The following is an 18,988-nucleotide window of genomic DNA, read 5'->3' on the forward strand; positions in this document are numbered from 1 at the left end:
GCGGTCCGCCGGGCCGCCGGGCCGCCGGGCCGCCGGTCTAGCGGTCGAAGTCCAGCTCCACCCGCTCCGTCACCGGACGGGACTGGCAGGCCAGGACGTAGCCGGCCTCCGTCTCCTCCGACTCCAGCGCGAAGTTGCGGTCCATCCGCACCTCACCAGAGACGAGGAAGGCGCGGCAGGTTCCGCACACCCCGCCCTTGCAGGCGTAGGGCGCGTCGGGCCGGTTGCGCAGCACCGTGTCCAGCAGGGACTCCCCGGCCTGGACGGGCCAGGTGCCGCCGCGTCCGTCGAGCCGGGCGGTGACCGTGCTGTGCGCGGGGGCGGTCGCGGTGGTGACGGTCGCCGTACCGGCGTCGACGTGGAAGATCTCCTGGTGGATGCGGGAGCGGGCGACGCCCAGGCCGCGCAGCGCCCGCTCGGCGCCTTCGACCAGTCCGTACGGCCCGCACAGGAACCAGCCGTCCACCTGCCCGACGGGCAGCAGCGCCGGCAGCAGCCCGGTCAGCCGCTCCTGGTCCAGCCGCCCGGACGGCAGTCCCGCCTGCTGCTCCTCGCGGGAGAGCACCGTCACCAGCTGGAAGCGCTCGGGGTAGCGGTCCTTCAGGTCGGCGACCTCCTCCAGGAACATCGTGGAGGCGGCCGTCCGGTCGCTGCGGATCAGGCAGAACCTGGCGTCCGGCTCGCGGGCGAGGAGGGTCGAGACGATCGACAGCACCGGCGTGATGCCGCTGCCGCCGACGACGGCCGCGTACCGGCCGGGAGCGGGAGGGAGCGTGAAGCGGCCGGCCGGGGTCATCACCTCCAGCTCGTCGCCGAGGTCGATCTCCTTGAGCGCGTACGTGGAGAAGGCGCCGCCCTCGACGAGCCGCACGCCGACCCGCAGCGTGCTCGGGCCCTCGCCGTCGGGGGCGGGGGAGCAGATGGAGTACGTGCGGCGTATCTCCTCGCCGTCGGCGGTGCGGCGGAGGGCCAGGTGCTGGCCGGGCGCGTACCGGTACTCCTCGCGCAACCGCGGGGGGACGGTGAGGGTGAGGGCGACGGAGTCGTCGGTGAGCCGGTCGACCGCGGCCACCCGGAGCCGGTGGAAGCGGGCCATCACAACTCCTTGAAGTGGTCGAACGGTTCACGGCAGGCCAGGCAGCGGCGCAGTGCCTTGCACGCGGTGGACGAGAAGCGGCTGAGCAGTTCGGTCTCCTCGGACCCGCAGTGCGGGCACTCGACGGGAGGAAGGTCGTTCGCCGCTGGTTCCGACCGGGTGCGGGTGGCTCCGAGCGTCACCGGGACCGGCCCGGCGGGGACTCCGGTGCGCGGCGGGGCGATGCCGAACTCCCGCAGCTTGCGCCGTCCTTCGTCCGTGATGTCGTCGGTCGACCAGGCCGGCGCGAGCACCGTGCGCACCGTGACCTCGCGCACCCCGTGCCCGCGCAGAACGCGCTCGATGTCGACGCTCATCGCCTCGACGGCCGGGCAGCCGGTGTACGTCGGGGTCAGCTCGACCTCGACGGCGTCCGGACCGTGCGCGTGCACCGCACGCACGACTCCCAGTTCGCGCAGGGTCAGCACCGGCAGTTCGGGGTCGGGCACCGAACCGGCGAGCTCCAGGAGCTCCGCCTCCAGCGGGGTGGCGGTCACCATGCCGCCCCCGGGTGGCTGCGGTGCAGGTGCTGCATCTCGGCGAGCATCCGGCCGAACGGCTCGGTGTGCAGGCCCTGCCGGCCGGCGCCGGCCGCCCAGGCCCCCGTGCGCGGCCCGTCGGGCACCGTGAGCGTGGCGCGGCGCAGCACCTCGCCGGTCCGCTCCAGCCAGGCCCGCTCCAGGCGGGACGGGTCGACGTCGACGCCCTCGACCGGCTGGAACATCTCGCCGGTGTAGCGCCACAGCGCGTCCACGGCCCGCTGCATCCGCGCGTGGCTCTCGTCCGTGCCGTCGCCGAGGCGCAGCGTCCACTGCTCGGCGTGGTCGCGGTGGTAGGCGGTCTCCTTGACGGCCTTCGCGGCCAGCGGGGCGAAGGGGCCGTCGCCGGAGGCCAGTTCACCGTAGAGCAGGTACTGGTGTGCGGAGAAGAACAGCTGGCGGACGATGGTGTGGGCGAAGTCGCCGTTCGGCTGTTCGACCAGCTGGAGGTTGCGGAAGGCGCGCTCCTCGCGGAGGAACGCCAGCTCGTCCTCGTCGCCCGCCATCGACAGCAGCACCCGGGCCTGGCCGAGCAGGTCCAGCGCGATGTTGGCGAGAGCGACCTCCTCCTCCAGGACGGGGGCGTGGCCTGCCCACTCGCCCAGGCGGTGGGAGAGCACCAGCGCGTCGTCACCGAGGGCGAGCGCGGCGGCGGTGACCGCGGCGGTGCCGGCGGCGGGAGTCGTGGTCACAGGTGCTGCACCCCCTCGGGGATCTCGTAGAACGTGGGGTGCCGGTAGGGCTTGTCGGCGGCCGGCTCGAAGAAGGGGTCCTTCTCGTCGGGCGAGGAGGCGGTGATCGCGGACGACGGGACGACCCAGAGGGAGACGCCCTCGCCGCGCCGGGTGTACAGGTCGCGGGCGTTGCGCAGGGCGAGTTCCGCGTCCGGCGCGTGCAGGCTGCCGGCGTGGGTGTGGGACAGGCCCCGGCGCGAGCGCACGAAGACCTCCCACAGGGGCCAGTCGGTGTGGGTCATGCTCGCGTAGCTCCTGTCTCGCCGTTCGAGTGCTTGGCCGCGTGGGCCGCTGCCGCCTCCCTGACCCAGGCGCCCTCCTCGTGGGCCCGCCGGCGCCGGGTCAGCCGCTGTTCGTTGCAGGGGCCGTTGCCCTTGAGGACGTCCCAGAACTCCGCCCAGTCGATGGCGCCGAAGTCGTGGTGTCCCCGCTCCTCGTTCCACTTCAGGTCCGGGTCGGGGAGGGTGAGGCCGAGGGACGCCGCCTGGGGGACGCAGATGTCGACGAAGCGCTGGCGCAGTTCGTCGTTGGAGTGCCGCTTGATCTTCCAGGCCATCGACTGCGCGGAGTGCTGGGACTCGTCGTCGGGCGGGCCGAACATCATCAGTGACGGCCACCACCAGCGGTCCACCGCGTCCTGCGCCATCGCGTGCTGCTCCGGGGTGCCCTTGCTGAGGGCCAGCAGCAGCTCGTAGCCCTGGCGCTGGTGGAAGGACTCCTCCTTGCAGATCCGGACCATCGCGCGCGCGTACGGCCCGTAGGAGCAGCGGCACAGGGGGACCTGGTTGGTGATCGCCGCGCCGTCCACGAGCCAGCCGATGGCGCCGACGTCCGCCCAGGTCAGCGTCGGGTAGTTGAAGATCGAGGAGTACTTCTGGCGGCCGGAGTGCAGCTTGTCGAGCAGCTCCTCGCGGCTGGTGCCGAGCGTCTCGGCGGCGCTGTAGAGGTACAGGCCGTGCCCCGCCTCGTCCTGCACCTTGGCCATCAGGATCGCCTTGCGGCGCAGGGACGGCGCGCGCGTGATCCAGTTGGCCTCGGGCTGCATGCCGATGATCTCGGAGTGGGCGTGCTGCGCGATCTGCCGGACGAGCGTCGCCCGGTAGGCGTCCGGCATCCAGTCGCGCGGCTCGATCCGCTCGTCGGCGGCGACGGCCGCGTCGAAGGCGTGCTGGTGTCCGGCGGTGTCGTCCGCGCCGGCCGTCACGCCGTACGCCCGGCTGCCCGCCGTGTCGCGGGCGGCTGCTGTCGCCATGAGGTCCCCCTCGACCTGAATGCTTCCCGGAGCACGCTCCCGACCGATCGTTCGGTTCGTGCGATTCCATGGTGGGACGGGTGCCGCGAGGTGTCAACCGTTGTGGATAACCTGCGGGTGCCGCCTGTGGACGACGGCGCCCGGGGCCCGCGGGGGCGGCTGCCGCGCGGCAGGAGGACCAGGGGGACTGTGCCCGGGTGCCCCGCGCTGAGTACCGTTCCGTGCGACGCGGCGGAGCGACGGCGCGGGCGGGCGACAGGGGACGGGCCTCGCGGCCGCGGCGGTGGCAGTGACGGACCGGGATCGGTGGGATCGGGGCGGGATGAACGCGTACGACAAGGGCTCGGGCGCCCGGCGGGGGCCCGAGGGGGAGGGCACCGGCCCCGGAGCCGACCCCGCCCGCGACCCCGTGTCCGGTCCGGCCCCCGGCCTCCTACCCGCTCCCGAAGCCGGTCCCCGACCTGATCCCGAACCCGCCCCCGAAGCCGGTCCCCGACCTGATCCCGAACCCGCCCCCGAAGCCGGTCCCCGACCTGATCCCGAACCCGCCCCCGAAGCCGGTCCCCGACCTGATCCCGAACCCGGTCCGGACCCGGTGACCGCCCCGCCCGCCGAACCCCGCACCGGTGTGGCCGCCCTCTCCCTGCCCCACCAGATCGGCGCCGCTCTCGCGCTCGCGGTCGTCGCCGTCGTGGTCTGTGTGCACCTCGGCATGACGTTCCTGCACGTCGCGCCCGCGAACACGGTCAGCAAGCAGCACCGCGCGACGATCGAGAACTGGATCTACCCGGAGTTCGAACAGAACTGGAAGCTGTTCGCGCCCAACCCCCTGCAGCAGAACGTCGCCGTCCAGGTGCGCGCCGAGATCCGCACCGCGGACGGGACCTCCCGGACCACCGGCTGGTACGACCTGTCCGCGCGCGACGGCCGGGCCATCGACGGCAACCCGCTGCCCAGCCACACCCAGCAGAACGAGCTGCGCCGCGCGTGGGACTTCTTCGTCTCGACGCACGACGACGACAACCGGCCGGTGGGCCTGCGCGGGGCGCTCTCCGAGGCGTACCTGCGCCGGATCATGGCGATGCGCCTCGACCGCGCGGGCGCCGCCGGAGCGGACGGTGCCGTCGAGCGGGTCCAGGTCCGCTCCCGCACCACGGACATCCCGCCGCCCGACTGGAGCGAGGAGGAGGCCGGCGGGGAGAGGCTCTCCGCCACGCCCGTGTACCGCACCCTGCCCTGGTGGACCCTGCCCGGGGACGAGACCCGCGGAGGCATCGGGTGAACCGCTTCTCGCTCGCCCTCTCCCGGGGGATCGCCCGCGTCACCGACTCCGCGCTCGGCCCCTACCAGACCGCCGTGATCCGGATCGGCTTCGCCCTGACCTGGCTGCTGTTCCTGCTGCGCGAGTTCCCCCACCGCCAGGAGCTGTACGGGCCCGACGGCCCGTGGAGCCGGGAGCTGGCCGAGCAGCTGGTCGCGTCGAACGGCGCCTTCACCGTGCTGCTCTGGTCCGACGGCCAGGTCTGGTTCGAGGCGGTCTACGCGCTGGCCGTGCTGTGCAGCCTCCTTCTGCTGCTGGGCTGGCGCACCCGCACCACGTCGGTGCTGTTCATGGTGGGCGTGCTGTCGCTGCAGAACCGCAGTGTCTTCATGGGCGACGGCGGCGACAACGTCCTGCACCTGATGGCGATCTACCTGGTCTTCACCCGCTGCGGCCAGGTGTGGTCGCTGGACGCGCGGCGCGCCCGCCGCGCTGCCGGGGCACGCGCGCGCGGCGACCGGCCGCGCGACCGGGTCGGTCCGGCGCTGTGGGCCGTGCTGGGTGTCCTGCTGCTCCTGGCGACGCTCGCGGGCCGGACGGACGGCGACCGCTTCATACCGGCGCTGCTGTGGGCCGTGTGGCTCGCGCAGGCGCTGTGGTGGCTGGCCGGGCGCCGCGCCGGGACGGGCCGGTCGCGGATCCTGCTGGACGTGGTCGCGAACATCGTGCACAACGGGGCGCTGCTGGTGATCATGGCGGAGGCGTGCCTGATCTACGCCACGGCCGGCTGGTACAAGGTCCAGGGCTCCCGCTGGCAGGACGGCACGGCCGTCTACTACCCGCTCCACCTGGAGTACTTCTCCCCCTGGCCGGCCCTCGCGGACCTGCTGTCGGCCAGCGGCACCCTGGTGATGCTGGTGACCTACGCGACGGTCGCCGTGCAGGTCGCCTTCCCGTTCACCCTGTTCAACCGGCGGGTCAAGAACGCCCTGCTCGGCTTCATGATCCTCGAACACGCGGTGATCGCCGTCGTGCTGGGGCTGCCCTTCTTCTCCCTGGCGATGATCGCCGCCGACGCCGTCTTCCTGCCCACGTCCTTCCTGCGCCGGCTGGGCACACTGACGGCCCGCGCGCGCAAGGGACTGCGCCCGCGCCGCCGGGACGGGACGCCCCTCCCGGGGCCGCGGTCCCCCGCCGGCGCCCCGGCCGGCCGGCTGCCGGCTCCGGCACCCGGCGGAGGGCCGGCCCCGCGCACGTAGGCTGCACGCCATGACCGACCCCGCCCGCACCACCGCAGACGAGGACCCGGGCGGCGCCGTGTCCGCCTGGCACCGTCTGGCCGGCGACGCCGTCCTGCTCGACGGCTTCCACGCGCTCAAGCACGCCGTGCGCTTCGGGGCCGAGGTGCGCATGGCGCTCACCGCGGACCGGGCCGGGGCGCTCGCGCTCGCCGACGAGCTCGCCGGGGACGTACGGGAGGCGCTGGCGGCGCTGCTGACCGAGGTGCCGCACGGGACGTACGCCTCGCTGGTGCCCCGCCCGCATCCCACCGCCGTCGCCGCCCTGGCCGCCCGCCCCTCCCGCGCGGGCAACCTGGAGAAGCTGGCGCACACCCCGCGCGGCGCGCCCGTGGTGGTCCTCGACAACCCGCGCAACCTCGGCAACGCGGGGGCGGTGATCCGGCTGGCCGCCGGTTTCGGGGCGACCGGCGTCGTCACCACCGGCACGCTCGACCCCTGGCACCCCACCGTCGTGCGCGGCGGGGCGGGGCTGCACTTCGCCACCGCGGTGGAACGGCTGACCGTGCGGGAGCTGCCGCCGGGGCCGGTCTTCGCGCTCGACCCCGAGGGTGAGGACATCCGCGGGCTGGAGCTGCCGGACGACGCGCTGCTCGCCTTCGGCTCGGAACGCAGCGGACTGTCGGCCGGGCTGCGCGCGCGGGCCGACCACCTGGTGGCACTGCCGATGCGCCCCCAGGTCTCCAGCTACAACCTCGCCACCAGTGTGGCCATGACGCTGTACCACTGGAGCGCCACCGGGGGCGCACCCCGTACTTCCTAGGCCTCCCGGCGCACCTCGACCACCCGGAACCGGTTGGCCACGAACGCGCCGTCGCACAGGGCCGCGTTGGCCGCCGGGTTCCCGCCGGAGCCGTGGAAGTCGGAGAAGGCGGCCGTCTGGTTGACGTACACCCCGCCGGTGAGGTTGAGGGAGAGCTGGGCGGCCTCCTCCAGGCAGACCTCCCGCACCGTCTCCTCGACCTCCGGGGAGGTCGTGTAGGCGCCGACCGTCATGGCGCCCTTCTCCCGGACGGTGCGCCGCAGCAGCTCGGCCGCGTCGTCCGCCGAGTCGACGGCGACGGCGAAGGAGACCGGGCCGAAGCACTCGCTCATGTACGCGGCCTCGGCGTCCGGCTTGGAACCGTCCAGCTTGACGATCACCGGGGTGCGCACCACCGCGCCCGGGAACTCCGGGTGGGTGATCTCGCGGGAGGCGAGGACGACCTCGCCGAGCCCGCCGGCGGCCTCCAGACGGGCCTTGACGTCCGGGTTGACGATCGCGCCCAGCAGCGCGTTCGCCCGCGTGTCGTCGCCGAGCAGGCCGTCGACGGCCCGCGCCAGGTCGGCGGCGACCTCGTCGAAGGACTTGGGTCCCTGGTCGGTGGCGATGCCCTCGCGCGGGATCAGCAGGTTCTGCGGGGTGGTGCACATCTGGCCGCTGTACAGGGACAGGGAGAACGCCAGGTTGGACAGCATCCCCTTGTAGTCGGCGGTCGACTCCACGATCACCGTGTTGACGCCGGCCTTCTCCGTGTACACCTGCGCCTGGCGGGCGTTGGCCTCCAGCCAGTCGCCGAAGCCGGTCGAGCCGGTGTAGTCGATGATCCGGATCTCCGGGCGGGTGGCCAGGGTCTTGGCGATGCCCTCACCGGGCCGCTCCGCGGCCAGGGCCACGAGGTTCGCGTCGAAGCCGGCCTCGGAGAGCACCTGGCGGGCCACCTGGACGGTGAGCGCGAGCGGCAGCACCGCGCGGGGGTGCGGCTTGACCAGGACCGCATTGCCGGTGGCCAGGGAGGCGAACAGACCCGGGTAGCCGTTCCACGTCGGGAAGGTGTTGCAGCCGATGACCAGGCCGATGCCGCGCGGCACGGGGACGAACTGCTTGCTGAGCGCGAGCGGGTCGCGCTTGCCCTGCGGCTTGGTCCACTCCGCCGTGTCCGGCGTGCGGATCTGCTCCACGTACGCGTAGGCGACCGCCTCCATGCCGCGGTCCTGCGCGTGCGGGCCGCCGGCCTGGAAGGCCATCATGAACGCCTGGCCGGAGGTGTGCATGACCGCCTGGGCGAACTCCATCGTCCGGTCGCTGATCCGCTTGAGGATCTCCAGGCAGACCACCGCGCGGGTCTCCGCGCCCGCGTCGCGCCAGGCACGCATCCCGGCCCGCATGGCGGGCAGCAGCTCGTCGAGGTCGGCGTGCGGATAGCTCACGCCCAGCTCGACGCCGTACGGGGAGGTCTCGCCGTCCACCCAGCCGTCCGTGCCCGGCTGGCCGAGGTCGAGGCGGGTGCCGAGCAGGGCGTCGAAGGCCGCCTTGCCCGCCGCCATGTCCAGGCTGCCGTTCTCCCCGTAGGCCTTGGGGTGCTCGGGGTGCGGGGACCAGTACGCGCGCGTACGGATCGCTTCCAGCGCCTGGTCCAGCGTGGGACGGTGGCGGGCGATCAGCTCGTGCGCCGTGAGTTCGGCGGCCATGCGGGACCAACTCCTCGTCTCAGGAACTCTTCGTCGAGCTCATGGACCGGTGCGGAAACGTAGTCAGGAACGGGCGGTCAGGGTTAGGGTAACCGAACGATCGGTCGGGACAAGGGGGTCCGCCGCATCTGTGGAAAACCCCGTGCGGGAGGATCGCGCACATGACAGCACTCGACCTCAGCAGTCCCGTGGCCGTGGTCGGCACCGGCACCATGGGCCAGGGAATCGCCCAGGTCGCGCTGGTCGCCGGCCATCCCGTGCGGCTGTACGACACCGCCCCGGGTCAGGCCCGCCGCGCGGCCGACGCGATCGGCGCCCGGCTGGACCGGCTGGTGGAGAAGGAGCGCCTCACCGCCGCCGAGCGGGACGCCGCGCGCTCCCGGCTCCGGCCCGTCGACGAGCTCACCGGGCTGGCCGGCTGCTCCCTCGTCGTCGAGGCGGTGCTCGAGCGGCTCGACGTCAAGCAGGAGCTGTTCCGGGCGCTGGAGGACATCGTCCCCGAGGACTGTCTCCTCGCCACCAACACCTCCTCCCTGTCGGTCACCGCGATCGGCGGCGCGCTGCGCCTGCCCGGCCGGTTCGTGGGCCTGCACTTCTTCAACCCCGCGCCGCTGCTGCCGCTCGTCGAGGTCGTCTCCGGCTTCGCCACCGACGTGACGAGCGCCACCCGCGCCTACGAGACGGCCCGCGCCTGGGGCAAGACGCCCGTCGCCTCCGCCGACACCCCCGGCTTCATCGTCAACCGGATCGCCCGGCCCTTCTACGCCGAGGCCTTCGCGGTGTACGAGTCCCAGGGCGCCGACCCGGCGACCATCGACGCGGTGCTGCGCGAGTCCGGCGGCTTCCGGATGGGCGCCTTCGAGCTGACCGACCTCATCGGCCAGGACGTCAACGAGTCCGTCACCCACTCGGTGTGGCGGTCCTTCTTCCAGGACGTGCGCTTCACCCCGTCCCTGGCCCAGCGCCGGCTGGTCGAGTCCGGCCGCCTCGGCCGCAAGACCGGCCGGGGCTGGTACGACCACGCCGACGGCGCCGAGCGCCCCGAACCGCACACCGCCGAGCCCGCCGAACCGCCCGCGTACGTGATCGCCGAGGGTGATCTGGGCCCGGCCGCGGAGCTGCTCGCGCTGATCCGCGAGGCCGGCATCGAGGTGCGCGAGCGGGACGAGGACAGCGGCACCCGCCTGGTGCTGCCCGGCGGCGGACAGCTGGTGCTCGCCGACGGGCAGACGTCCGTGGAGTTCCTCGACGTGGTCTACTTCGACCTCGCCCTCGACTACCGCACCGCCTCGCGCATCGCCCTGTCGCACTGCCGGGACACCTCCGCGCGGACCGTCGCCGAGGCCACCGGCCTGTTCCAGGCGCTCGGCAAGAAGGTCAGCGTCATCGGGGACGTCCCCGGGATGATCGTCGCGCGGACGGTGGCCCGGATCATCGACCTCGCGGTGGACGCCGTCGCCCGGGGCGTGGCCACCGAGGACGACGTCGACACCGCGATGCGGCTGGGCGTGAACTACCCCCTCGGTCCCTTCGAGTGGAGCCGCCGCCTCGGCCGGGGCTGGGCCGGGGGCCTGCTGGACGAGATGCACGACATCGACCCCTCCGGCCGCTACGCGCCGTCCCTCGCGCTCTACCAGTACGCGTGCGCCACCCCCGACGAGCGGGAGGACACCGCATGACCACCGCCAGGCGCGACACGTACACCCCGGAGACGCTGCTCTCCGTGGCCGTGCGGGTGTTCAACGAGCGCGGCTACGACGGCACCTCCATGGAGCACCTCTCCAAGGCGGCCGGCATCTCCAAGTCGTCGATCTACCACCACGTGGCCGGCAAGGAGGAACTGCTGCGCCGTGCGGTGAGCCGGGCCCTGGACGGGCTCTTCGCGATCCTCGAGGAGGAGCCGGCGCGCACCGGCCGCGCCGCCGAACGGCTGGAGTACGTCGTACGGCGCATGGTCGAGGTGCTGATCGCCGAGCTGCCGTACGTGACGCTGCTGCTGCGGGTGCGCGGCAACACGGACACCGAGCGGTGGGCGCTGGAGCGCCGGCGCGAGTTCGACCACCGGGTGGCCGGGCTGCTGAGGGCCGCGGCGGCCGACGGGGACGTGCGCGAGGACATAGAGGTGCGCCTGGTGACCCGGCTGGTCTTCGGCATGATCAACTCGATCGTGGAGTGGTACAGGCCGGACGGGCGCGGCATGGACGAGCGCGAGGTGGCGGACGCGGTGGCGCAGCTGGCCTTCGGGGGCCTGCGCAAGGCGGTCTGAGGCGGTTCCGGCCTGCTCAGCGAGGGGCCGGCCGGTGGCGCTGCCCCGCGGCCCTCACGCCCGCGGTCCCGCGGCACTGCCCCGCGGCCCTCACGCCTGTGGTTCCAGGTCCTCCTCCTCGAAGACCAGCAGCGTGCGCGTGCTCAGCACCTCCGGGATCGCCTGGAGCCGGGTCAGCACCAGCTCCCGCAGCGTCCGGTTGTCCGGCGTGTGCACCAGCAGCAGCACGTCGAAGTCCCCGCCGACCAGCGCGATGTGCGAGGCGCCGGGGAGCTGTCTGAGCTGCTCGCGGACGGTGCGCCAGGTGTTCTGGACGATCTTCAGGGTGATGTAGGCGGACGTCCCGTGGCCGGCCCTTTCGTGGTCGACGCGGGCCCCGAAGCCCCGGATCACGCCGTCCTCGACGAGCCGGTTGATGCGCGCGTAGGCGTTCGCGCGGGAGACGTGCACCCGTTCGGCGACCGAGCGTACGGAGGCGCGGCCGTCCGCCTGGAGCATGCGCAGGATGTCCTGGTCGATGGCGTCCAGGGGCCGTGCGGGAGGCAGCGGCCCGGCCCCCTCCTGGCCCTCGGCCATTTGTTCAGATGCCACCCGCCCCCACCTCTCCGCCGTGGACGTCCTGCATCCATCCCATGATGTGGAGAACCGTTTGTCCACAGCCTGGTGCCACCCGTAGCCAAAATGTGCCGGCGACCGAACAATCGGTTGGTGAGGCGCGTCACAGACGCCGCGCCTCCGTCTTCCCACGAGGAGGTGCCGTCATGACGGTCATGGAGCAGCGGGGGGCCTACCGGCCGACCCCGCCGCCCGCCTGGCAGCCCCGTACCGACCCCGCGCCGCTGCTGCCCGACGCGGAGCCGTACCGCGTGCTCGGCACCGAGGCCGCCGCCGGGGCCGACCCGGAGCTGCTGCGCCGGCTGTACGCGGAGCTGGTGAAGGGCCGCCGGTACAACGCGCAGGCCACCGCCCTCACCAAGCAGGGCCGTCTCGCGGTCTACCCCTCCAGCACCGGCCAGGAGGCCTGCGAGGTCGCCGCCGCCCTCGTGCTCGAGGAGCGCGACTGGCTGTTCCCCAGCTACCGCGACACCCTCGCGGTCGTGGCGCGCGGTGTGGACCCGGTGGAGGCCCTCACCCTGCTGCGCGGCGACTGGCACACCGGCTACGACCCCCACGCGCACCGTGTCGCCCCGCTGAGCACCCCGCTCGCCACCCAGCTCCCGCACGCCGTCGGTCTCGCGCACGCCGCCCGCCTCAAGGGTGACGACGTGGTCGCGCTCGCCATGGTTGGCGACGGCGGCACCAGCGAGGGCGACTTCCACGAGGCGCTGAACTTCGCCGCCGTCTGGCAGGCCCCGGTGGTCTTCCTGGTGCAGAACAACGGCTTCGCGATCTCGGTGCCGCTCGCCAAGCAGACCGCCGCGCCGTCGCTGGCCCACAAGGCCGTCGGCTACGGCATGCCCGGCCGCCTGGTCGACGGCAACGACGCCGCCGCCGTGCACGAGGTCCTGGCCGACGCCGTGCGCCGCGCCCGCGCGGGGGGCGGCCCGACGCTGGTCGAGGCGATCACGTACCGCGTGGAGGCCCACACCAACGCCGACGACGCGACCCGCTACCGGGGCGACGCCGAGGTGGAGACCTGGAAGCAGCACGACCCGATCGCCCTCCTGGAGCGGGAGCTGACCGGGCGCGGCCTGCTCGACGAGGCCGCTGCCGAGAGCGTCCGCCAGGACGCCGAGACGATGGCCGCCGACCTGCGGGCCCGCATGAACCAGGACGCGGCGCTCGACCCCATGGACCTCTTCGCGCACGTCTACGCGGAGCCCACCCCCCAGCTGCTGGAGCAGCGGGAGCAGCTGCGGGCCGAGCTGGCGGCCGAGGCCGAACCGGAAGGGACGCAGTGATGACCACCGTCGCCGTCAAGCCGGCCACCATGGCGCAGGCCCTCACGCGCGCGATGCGCGACGCCATGGCCGCCGACCCGTCCGTGCACGTCATGGGCGAGGACGTCGGCACCCTCGGCGGTGTCTTCCGAATCACCGACGGACTCGCCAAGGAGTTCGGCGAGGACCGCTGCACGGACACGCCGCTGGCCGAGGCGGGCATCCTGGGCACGGCGGTGGGCATGGCCATGTACGGGCTGCGCCCGGTCGTGGAGATGCAGTTCGACGCCTTCGCGTACCCGGCGTTCGAGCAGCTCCTCTCCCACGTGGCGAAGACCCGCAACCGCACGCGCGGGAAGATGCCCCTGCCGATCACCATCCGCGTCCCCTACGGCGGCGGCATCGGCGGCGTCGAGCACCACAGCGACTCCTCCGAGGCGTACTACATGGCGACTCCGGGGCTCCATGTCGTCACGCCCGCGACCGTCGCGGACGCCTACGGCCTGCTGCGGGCGTCCATCGCCTCCGACGACCCCGTCGTCTTCCTGGAGCCCAAGCGGCTCTACTGGTCGAAGGACGCCTGGAACCCGGAGGAGCCGACGGCCGTTGAACCGATAGGCCGTGCGGTGGTGCGGCGCTCCGGCCGGAGCGCCACGCTCATCACCTACGGGCCGTCCGTACCCGTCTGCATGGAGGCGGCCGAGGCGGCCCAGGCCGAGGGCTGGGACCTCGAGGTCGTCGATCTGCGCTCCCTGGTGCCGTTCGACGACGAGACGGTGTGTGCCTCGGTACGGCGGACGGGACGCGCGGTGGTCGTCCACGAGTCGGGTGGCTTCGGCGGCCCGGGCGGGGAGATAGCGGCCCGGGTCTCGGAGCGCTGCTTCCACCACCTGGAGGCGCCGGTGCTGCGGGTGGCCGGGTTCGACCTGCCGTATCCGCCGCCGATGCTGGAGCGCCATCACCTGCCCGGTGTGGACCGGATCCTGGACGCCGTGGGGCGCCTGCAGTGGGAGGCCGAGAGCTGATGGCACAGGTGCTGGAGTTCAAACTGCCCGACCTCGGTGAGGGGCTCACCGAGGCGGAGATCGTGCGCTGGCTGGTCGAGGTCGGCGACGTCGTCGTCGTGGACCAGCCGGTCGTGGAGGTCGAGACGGCCAAGGCGATGGTGGAGGTGCCCTGCCCCTACGGCGGTGTGGTCACCGCCCGCTTCGGCGCCGAGGGCACGGAGCTGCCCGTCGGCGCTCCGCTGCTGACCGTGGCGGTGGGCGAGACGGCCGCGGATCGCACCGGTGGCGGCACGGACGCCGCCGCGGCCGCGGACGCCCCGCGCTCCGCGGAGGCGGACGGCCGGACCGCGGCCGGTGAGGGCTCCGGCAACGTCCTGGTCGGCTACGGCACCTCCGAGGCTCCGGCCCGTCGCCGCCGGGTGCGCCGCGCCGAACCGGCGACGCCGTCCGCACCCGCGGCACGCGGGGTGAACGGCACGGTCAGGGAGTCCGCGGACACCCCGTCCGGCGCCCCCGCGGCCGTCGCCGACGGGCCCGTCCCCGTGATCTCCCCCCTGGTGCGCAGGCTGGCCCGGCAGAACGGCCTGGACCTGCGGGAGATGACCGGATCCGGACCCGACGGGCTGATCCTGCGGGCCGACGTGGAGTACGCGCTGCGTGCCGCCGCCACCCAGAGCCGTACGGAGGCGCCGTCCGGCGCCCCGCGGACGCACACCGCCCCGGCGAGCGCGCCGGCCGCCGCGGTGCCGGACGGGCCGGGCGTCACCCGCGTTCCCCTCAAGGGCATCCGTGGTGCCGTCGCCGACAAGCTCACCCGCAGCCGCACCGAGATACCGGACGCGACCTGCTGGGTGGACGCCGACGCCACCGAACTGATGCGCACGCGCGCCGCGATGAACGCCGCCGGCGGTCCGAAGATCTCCGTCCTCGCCCTGCTGGCCCGGATCTGCACCGCCGCGCTCGCCCGCTTCCCCGAGCTCAACTCCTCGGTGGACACGGCGGCCAGGGAGATCGTCCGGCACGGCGGCGTGCACCTCGGCTTCGCCGCGCAGACCGACCGCGGCCTCGTCGTCCCCGTCGTCCGTGACGCGCACACGCGCGACGCCGAGTCGCTGACCGCCGAGTTCGCCCGCCTCACCGAGGCGGCCCGGGCCGGGACGCTGACGCCCGCGGAACTCACCGGAGGCACCTTCACGCTGAACAACTACGGCGTGTTCGGGGTCGACGGCTCCACGCCGATCATCAACCACCCCGAGGCCGCCATGCTCGGCGTCGGCCGCATCGTCCCCAAGCCGTGGGTGCACGAGGGCGAGCTGGCCGTGCGGCAGGTCGTGCAGCTCTCGTTCACCTTCGACCACCGGGTCTGCGACGGCGGTACGGCGGGCGGCTTCCTGCGCTACGTGGCGGACTGCGTCGAGCAACCGGCGGTGCTGCTGCGGACGCTGTGAGTCCGATCCCCCACCCGGCCCCCCGCCCGCTTTCCCACCCGGCCCCCCACCCGGTCCGCCATCCGGCCCCCGGTCCGGTCCTCCACCGGGTCCCGCCGACCGGCTCCACGTGCCCCCGCGTTCTCCGTGATCGCGGGGGCACGCATACTCGGGGGGTGACCGAGTATCAGCCACCCGGTGAGCCGCCCCGCGGTCCCTCAGCTGACCCCTCGGGCCGTTCCTCCGGGGAGACCGGCGCCGTCTACGACGCCGTCGTCCTGGCCGGCGGTGCCGCCCGCCGGCTCGGGGGCGCCGACAAGCCCGGTGTGCGCGTCGGCGGACGGGCCCTGCTCGACCGGGTCCTGACGGCCTGCGCCGACGCCCGCACCACGGTGGTGGTCGCCACTCCCCGGCCCACCGTGCGCCCCGTGACCTGGGCCCGCGAGGACCCTCCGGGCGGCGGACCCCTCGCCGCGCTCGACGCCGGGCTCCGGCACACCACGGCCGACCTCGTCGTGCTGCTCTCCGCGGACCTGCCGTTCCTCGACCGCCGCACCGTCGCCGGGCTGCCGGCGGCCCTCGGCCGCGGGACGGCCGACGGCGTGCTGCTGACCGACTCCGACGGCCGGGACCAGCCGCTCGTCGCCGCGTACCGGACCGCGTCCCTGCGCCGCGGACTGACCGCGCTGACCGACCGTCACGGCGCCCTCACCGGGCTCCCGCTGCGCCGGCTGACCGGCGCCCTCGACCTCATCCGCATCGCCGGCCCGGTGGCGTCCTTCGACTGCGACACCTGGGACGACATCGCCGCCGCCAGGGCACGCATCAGGGAGCATGGACACGTGTTGGACGAATGGATCTCCGCAGTCAAGGACGAGCTGGGCATCGACCTGGACGTCGACACCGCCGCGCTGCTCGACCTCGCCCGTGACGCCGCCCACGGGGTGGCCAGGCCCGCCGCGCCGCTGACCACCTTCCTCGTCGGTTACGCGGCCGCGCGGGCGGGCGGCGACCGCGAGGCCGTCGCCGAGGCGACCCGCAGGGCCGTGGCGCTGGCGCGGCGCTGGGCGGAGGAGGACACCCCCTCCGCCGATGCCCCGGCCGGCTCCCGTTCGGCCGCCCCCTCCGCCCCCGGCACCGCATCCGACGCCACCCCGGGCGCCGCACCCGACGCGGCTCCCGACGCCCGCCCGGACGCGGGATGACCGCGCACGGCACCCGGGCCGGCGAGGACGCCGACGATCTCGACGTCGAGGAGGCGCTCGCCCTCGTGAACACACGCGACCACCGCTCCGGCCGCCCCGACCACTCCCGCCGCCCCGACCACTCCGGCCGCTCCGCCGGTGAGCGGGGCGGCGGCACCGGCCACCCGCACCACCGCGACACCGCCTGGGCCGACGCCCGTGCCGTCGCCGAGCGCGCCCCGCGGCACGGCGCCCGGAGCCGTACCGGATTCCTGACCCCGGTCCCCGTCCCCCTCGGCTCCGCCCTCGGCCTCACCCTGGCCGCCCCCCTCACCGCCCTCACCGACCTGCCCTCCTTCGACACCTCGGCGATGGACGGCTGGGCGGTCTCCGGCCCCGGCCCCTGGGACGTACGGGAGCAGGGCGTGCTCGCCGGACACGCGGAGCACGCGCCGCTCACCGACGGGGAGGCCGTCCGGATCGCCACCGGCGCCCGTGTCCCCCCGGACACCACCGCCGTGCTCCGCAGCGAGCGCGGCCGCACCGACGACAAGGGCCGGCTGCACGCCACCGCCGCCGACCGGCCACCGCACACCGTCTCCCACGGCCAGGACATCCGCCCCCGCGGGCAGGAGTGCCGCAGCGGTGATCAACTGCTTCCCGTGGGCACCCTGGTCACCCCGCCGGTGCTGGGCATGGCCGCCGCCGCCGGCTACGACACGCTCATGGCGGTCCCCCGCCCCCGTGCCGCCGTGTTCGTCCTCGGTGACGAGCTGCTCGGCGAGGGACTGCCCCATGACGGACTGATCCGGGACGCCCTCGGACCGCTGCTGCCGCCCTGGCTGCGCGCCCTCGGCGCGGAGGTCACCGAGGTCCGCCGGATCGGCGATGACGAACAGGCGCTGCGCGACGCGATCACCGGCTGCGACGCCGACCTCGTCGTCACCACCGGCGGCACCGCCGCGGGTCCGGTCGACCATGTGCACCCCACGCTGCGTCGCATCGGCGCCGAACTCCTCGTGGACGGCGTCCAGGTGCGCCCCGGCCACCCGATGCTCCTGGCCCGCGTCAGGGACGGCCAGTACCTCGTCGGTCTGCCCGGCAACCCGCTGGCCGCCGTCTCCGGCCTGCTCACCCTCGCCGAGCCCCTGCTGCGGACCCTCGCGGCCCGCCCCGCCCCGGAGCCGTACGCGCTGCCGTTGCGGGACGGCGTACAGGGGCATCCGTACGACACCCGGCTGATTCCCGTCGCGCTGCGCGGGGACCGGGCGGTGCCGCTGCTCTACAACGGTCCGGCCATGCTGCGCGGTGTCGCGGCGGCCGACGCGCTCGCTGTCGTACCCCCGGGCGGTTCGGGACCCGGTACGGAGACGGAACTGCTCGACCTGCCCTGGGCGTCCGGAGGAATCGGGGTGTGTTTCACGTGAAACTTCCGGGCCAGGACGCCATCGCTCGCCAGGCGGACGAACATCTGGTGACACATCGGGTGAAACTGCCGAGAAAGCTGGTGGAGCATCCGATCCGCCAGGTCACCAAGCGGCTGTCGATGGCCCTGGTGGTCCTCGTGGTGACGGCGTTCATCGTGTACGCCGACCGCAGCGGCTACAACGACAACGCCGACGGGTCCATCGACCTTCTCGACGCGTTCTACTATGCGACCGTCACTCTCTCCACCACCGGGTACGGCGACATCACGCCGGTCAGCGACGCCGCCCGTCTCACCAACATTTTCGTCATCACGCCGCTGCGTGTGCTGTTCCTGATCATCCTGGTCGGCACCACCCTCGAGGCCCTCACCGAACGCACCCGGGAGGAGTGGCGACTGAACCGCTGGAGGTCCACCTTGCGCGATCACACCGTTGTCGTCGGGTTCGGGACCAAGGGACGGTCCGCGATCAAGACGGTCTGTGCGACGGGGCTCCGCAAGGAGCAGGTCGTGGTGGTCGATCCCAGCGCGAAGGCGATCGAGGCGGCGACGGCCGACGGCTTCGCGGGCGTCATAGGGGACGCCACGCGCAGCGAGGTGCTGAAGCGGGCCGAGGTCTACCGGGCACGCCAGATCATCATCGCCACGCAGCGCGACGACACGGCGGTCCTGGTGACGCTGACGGCACGGCAGCTCAACCGCAACGCCAAGATCGTCGCGGCGGTGCGCGAGGAGGAGAACGCCCCGCTGCTGAAGCAGTCAGGCGCCGACGCGGTGATCACCAGCGCCAGCGCGGCCGGGCGGCTGCTCGGGCTCTCCGTGCTCAGTCCCTCGGCCGGCATGGTCATGGAGGACCTGATCCAGCAGGGCACCGGTCTCGACATGGTCGAGCGGCCGGTCATAAAGGCCGAGGTGGGCAAGACGCCCCGGGAGACGAACGACCTGGTGGTGAGCGTCGTACGCGGGCACCGGGTGCTGGGCTACGACGACCCGGACGTCGGGACCCTGGAACTGACCGACCGGCTGATCACGATCGTGCGGGCGACGCCGGGCACCCAGGTGACGCCCGACACCCGCCCCCTCCCCTGGACCTGAGGCCCGCCCTCCCCTGTGGGGCGGGCCCCCGGC

The 18,988-nt window shown here is 73.8% G+C and carries 18 protein-coding genes; 11 read left to right on the forward strand and 7 right to left on the reverse strand.

Features of this window, described 5'->3' with window-relative positions; translation table 11 throughout:
* Nucleotides 1-37 precede the first annotated feature (37 nt).
* The 5 genes from paaE to paaA are packed head-to-tail and all read right to left on the reverse strand — an operon-like array spanning nucleotide 38 to nucleotide 3,660.
* Nucleotides 38-1,096: a 1,2-phenylacetyl-CoA epoxidase subunit PaaE gene (gene paaE / locus IE118_RS09520; RefSeq protein WP_189557315.1), complete on the reverse strand. Its 1,059-nt coding sequence runs from the start codon at nucleotides 1,094-1,096 to the stop codon at nucleotides 38-40.
* Entirely contained in the window at nucleotides 1,096-1,635 is a 540-nt protein-coding gene (gene paaD, locus IE118_RS09525; RefSeq protein ID WP_189557316.1) for a 1,2-phenylacetyl-CoA epoxidase subunit PaaD, read from the reverse strand. Before paaD ends, paaE begins: the two co-directional genes overlap by 1 nt.
* Nucleotides 1,629-2,366 (reverse strand): 1,2-phenylacetyl-CoA epoxidase subunit PaaC, encoded by a 738-nt coding sequence (gene paaC, locus IE118_RS09530; protein WP_189557317.1) that lies wholly within the window; start codon nucleotides 2,364-2,366, stop codon nucleotides 1,629-1,631. The genes paaD and paaC overlap by 7 nt, the downstream gene beginning before the upstream one ends.
* Entirely contained in the window at nucleotides 2,363-2,650 is a 288-nt protein-coding gene (paaB, locus tag IE118_RS09535) for a 1,2-phenylacetyl-CoA epoxidase subunit PaaB (protein ID WP_103543825.1), read from the reverse strand. Before paaB ends, paaC begins: the two co-directional genes overlap by 4 nt.
* Complete coding sequence (gene paaA / locus IE118_RS09540; protein ID WP_189557318.1) at nucleotides 2,647-3,660, reverse strand: 1,2-phenylacetyl-CoA epoxidase subunit PaaA; 1,014 nt, start codon at nucleotides 3,658-3,660, stop codon at nucleotides 2,647-2,649. The genes paaB and paaA overlap by 4 nt, the downstream gene beginning before the upstream one ends.
* A gap of 322 nt (nucleotides 3,661-3,982) precedes the next feature.
* Here paaA and IE118_RS09545 point away from each other — a divergent pair, with 322 nt between their 5' ends.
* From IE118_RS09545 to IE118_RS09555, 3 genes are read left to right on the forward strand one after another with little or no spacing between them, the layout of a single operon-like run.
* Nucleotides 3,983-4,942, forward strand: coding sequence for a DUF5819 family protein (locus tag IE118_RS09545; protein ID WP_189557319.1), 960 nt, complete (start codon nucleotides 3,983-3,985; stop codon nucleotides 4,940-4,942).
* On the forward strand, nucleotides 4,939-6,180 hold the full coding sequence (locus tag IE118_RS09550; RefSeq protein ID WP_189557320.1) for an HTTM domain-containing protein: 1,242 nt from the start codon (nucleotides 4,939-4,941) through the stop codon (nucleotides 6,178-6,180). Before IE118_RS09545 ends, IE118_RS09550 begins: the two co-directional genes overlap by 4 nt.
* Nucleotides 6,181-6,190: 10 nt before the next feature.
* Nucleotides 6,191-6,982, forward strand: a complete 792-nt coding sequence (locus IE118_RS09555) for a TrmH family RNA methyltransferase (RefSeq protein ID WP_189557321.1) — start codon at nucleotides 6,191-6,193, stop codon at nucleotides 6,980-6,982.
* Here IE118_RS09555 and paaN read toward each other — a convergent pair.
* Entirely contained in the window at nucleotides 6,979-8,670 is a 1,692-nt protein-coding gene (paaN, locus tag IE118_RS09560; protein ID WP_189557322.1) for a phenylacetic acid degradation protein PaaN, read from the reverse strand. The genes IE118_RS09555 and paaN overlap by 4 nt on opposite strands.
* 161 nt (nucleotides 8,671-8,831) lie before the next feature.
* Here paaN and IE118_RS09565 point away from each other — a divergent pair, with 161 nt between their 5' ends.
* Both IE118_RS09565 and IE118_RS09570 read left to right on the forward strand, forming a co-directional pair.
* Nucleotides 8,832-10,349, forward strand: a complete 1,518-nt coding sequence (locus tag IE118_RS09565) for a 3-hydroxyacyl-CoA dehydrogenase (RefSeq protein WP_189557323.1) — start codon at nucleotides 8,832-8,834, stop codon at nucleotides 10,347-10,349.
* On the forward strand, nucleotides 10,346-10,936 hold the full coding sequence (locus tag IE118_RS09570; RefSeq protein ID WP_189557324.1) for a TetR/AcrR family transcriptional regulator: 591 nt from the start codon (nucleotides 10,346-10,348) through the stop codon (nucleotides 10,934-10,936). The genes IE118_RS09565 and IE118_RS09570 overlap by 4 nt, the downstream gene beginning before the upstream one ends.
* 90 nt (nucleotides 10,937-11,026) lie before the next feature.
* On the opposite strand, the gene IE118_RS09575 is transcribed toward IE118_RS09570, so the two are convergent.
* Nucleotides 11,027-11,512, reverse strand: coding sequence for an Lrp/AsnC family transcriptional regulator (locus tag IE118_RS09575; RefSeq protein WP_189557613.1), 486 nt, complete (start codon nucleotides 11,510-11,512; stop codon nucleotides 11,027-11,029).
* Nucleotides 11,513-11,697: 185 nt separating this feature from the next.
* Between IE118_RS09575 and pdhA the strand changes: the two genes are divergently transcribed.
* The 6 genes from pdhA (at nucleotide 11,698) to IE118_RS09605 (ending at nucleotide 18,955) form a co-directional block, all read left to right on the forward strand.
* Nucleotides 11,698-12,837, forward strand: a complete 1,140-nt coding sequence (gene pdhA / locus IE118_RS09580; protein ID WP_189557325.1) for a pyruvate dehydrogenase (acetyl-transferring) E1 component subunit alpha — start codon at nucleotides 11,698-11,700, stop codon at nucleotides 12,835-12,837.
* Nucleotides 12,837-13,841, forward strand: a complete 1,005-nt coding sequence (locus tag IE118_RS09585) for an alpha-ketoacid dehydrogenase subunit beta (RefSeq protein ID WP_189557326.1) — start codon at nucleotides 12,837-12,839, stop codon at nucleotides 13,839-13,841. The genes pdhA and IE118_RS09585 overlap by 1 nt, the downstream gene beginning before the upstream one ends.
* Nucleotides 13,841-15,271 carry a dihydrolipoamide acetyltransferase family protein gene (locus tag IE118_RS09590; protein ID WP_189557327.1) on the forward strand — a complete coding sequence of 477 codons (1,431 nt, stop codon included), beginning with the start codon at nucleotides 13,841-13,843 and terminating at the stop codon, nucleotides 15,269-15,271. Before IE118_RS09585 ends, IE118_RS09590 begins: the two co-directional genes overlap by 1 nt.
* Nucleotides 15,272-15,426: 155 nt before the next feature.
* On the forward strand, nucleotides 15,427-16,455 hold the full coding sequence (locus IE118_RS09595) for an NTP transferase domain-containing protein (protein WP_189557328.1): 1,029 nt from the start codon (nucleotides 15,427-15,429) through the stop codon (nucleotides 16,453-16,455).
* The gene (locus IE118_RS09600; RefSeq protein ID WP_189557329.1) at nucleotides 16,452-17,861 is read left to right on the forward strand and encodes a molybdopterin molybdotransferase MoeA; all 1,410 of its coding nucleotides are present in this window, start codon (nucleotides 16,452-16,454) and stop codon (nucleotides 17,859-17,861) included. The genes IE118_RS09595 and IE118_RS09600 overlap by 4 nt, the downstream gene beginning before the upstream one ends.
* The gene (locus IE118_RS09605; protein WP_189557330.1) at nucleotides 17,858-18,955 is read left to right on the forward strand and encodes a potassium channel family protein; all 1,098 of its coding nucleotides are present in this window, start codon (nucleotides 17,858-17,860) and stop codon (nucleotides 18,953-18,955) included. The genes IE118_RS09600 and IE118_RS09605 overlap by 4 nt, the downstream gene beginning before the upstream one ends.
* Nucleotides 18,956-18,988: the final 33 nt, after the last annotated feature.

It is taken from the genome of Streptomyces pilosus, from assembly GCF_014649835.1.
In the GTDB taxonomy this organism is placed as follows: domain Bacteria; phylum Actinomycetota; class Actinomycetes; order Streptomycetales; family Streptomycetaceae; genus Streptomyces; species Streptomyces pilosus.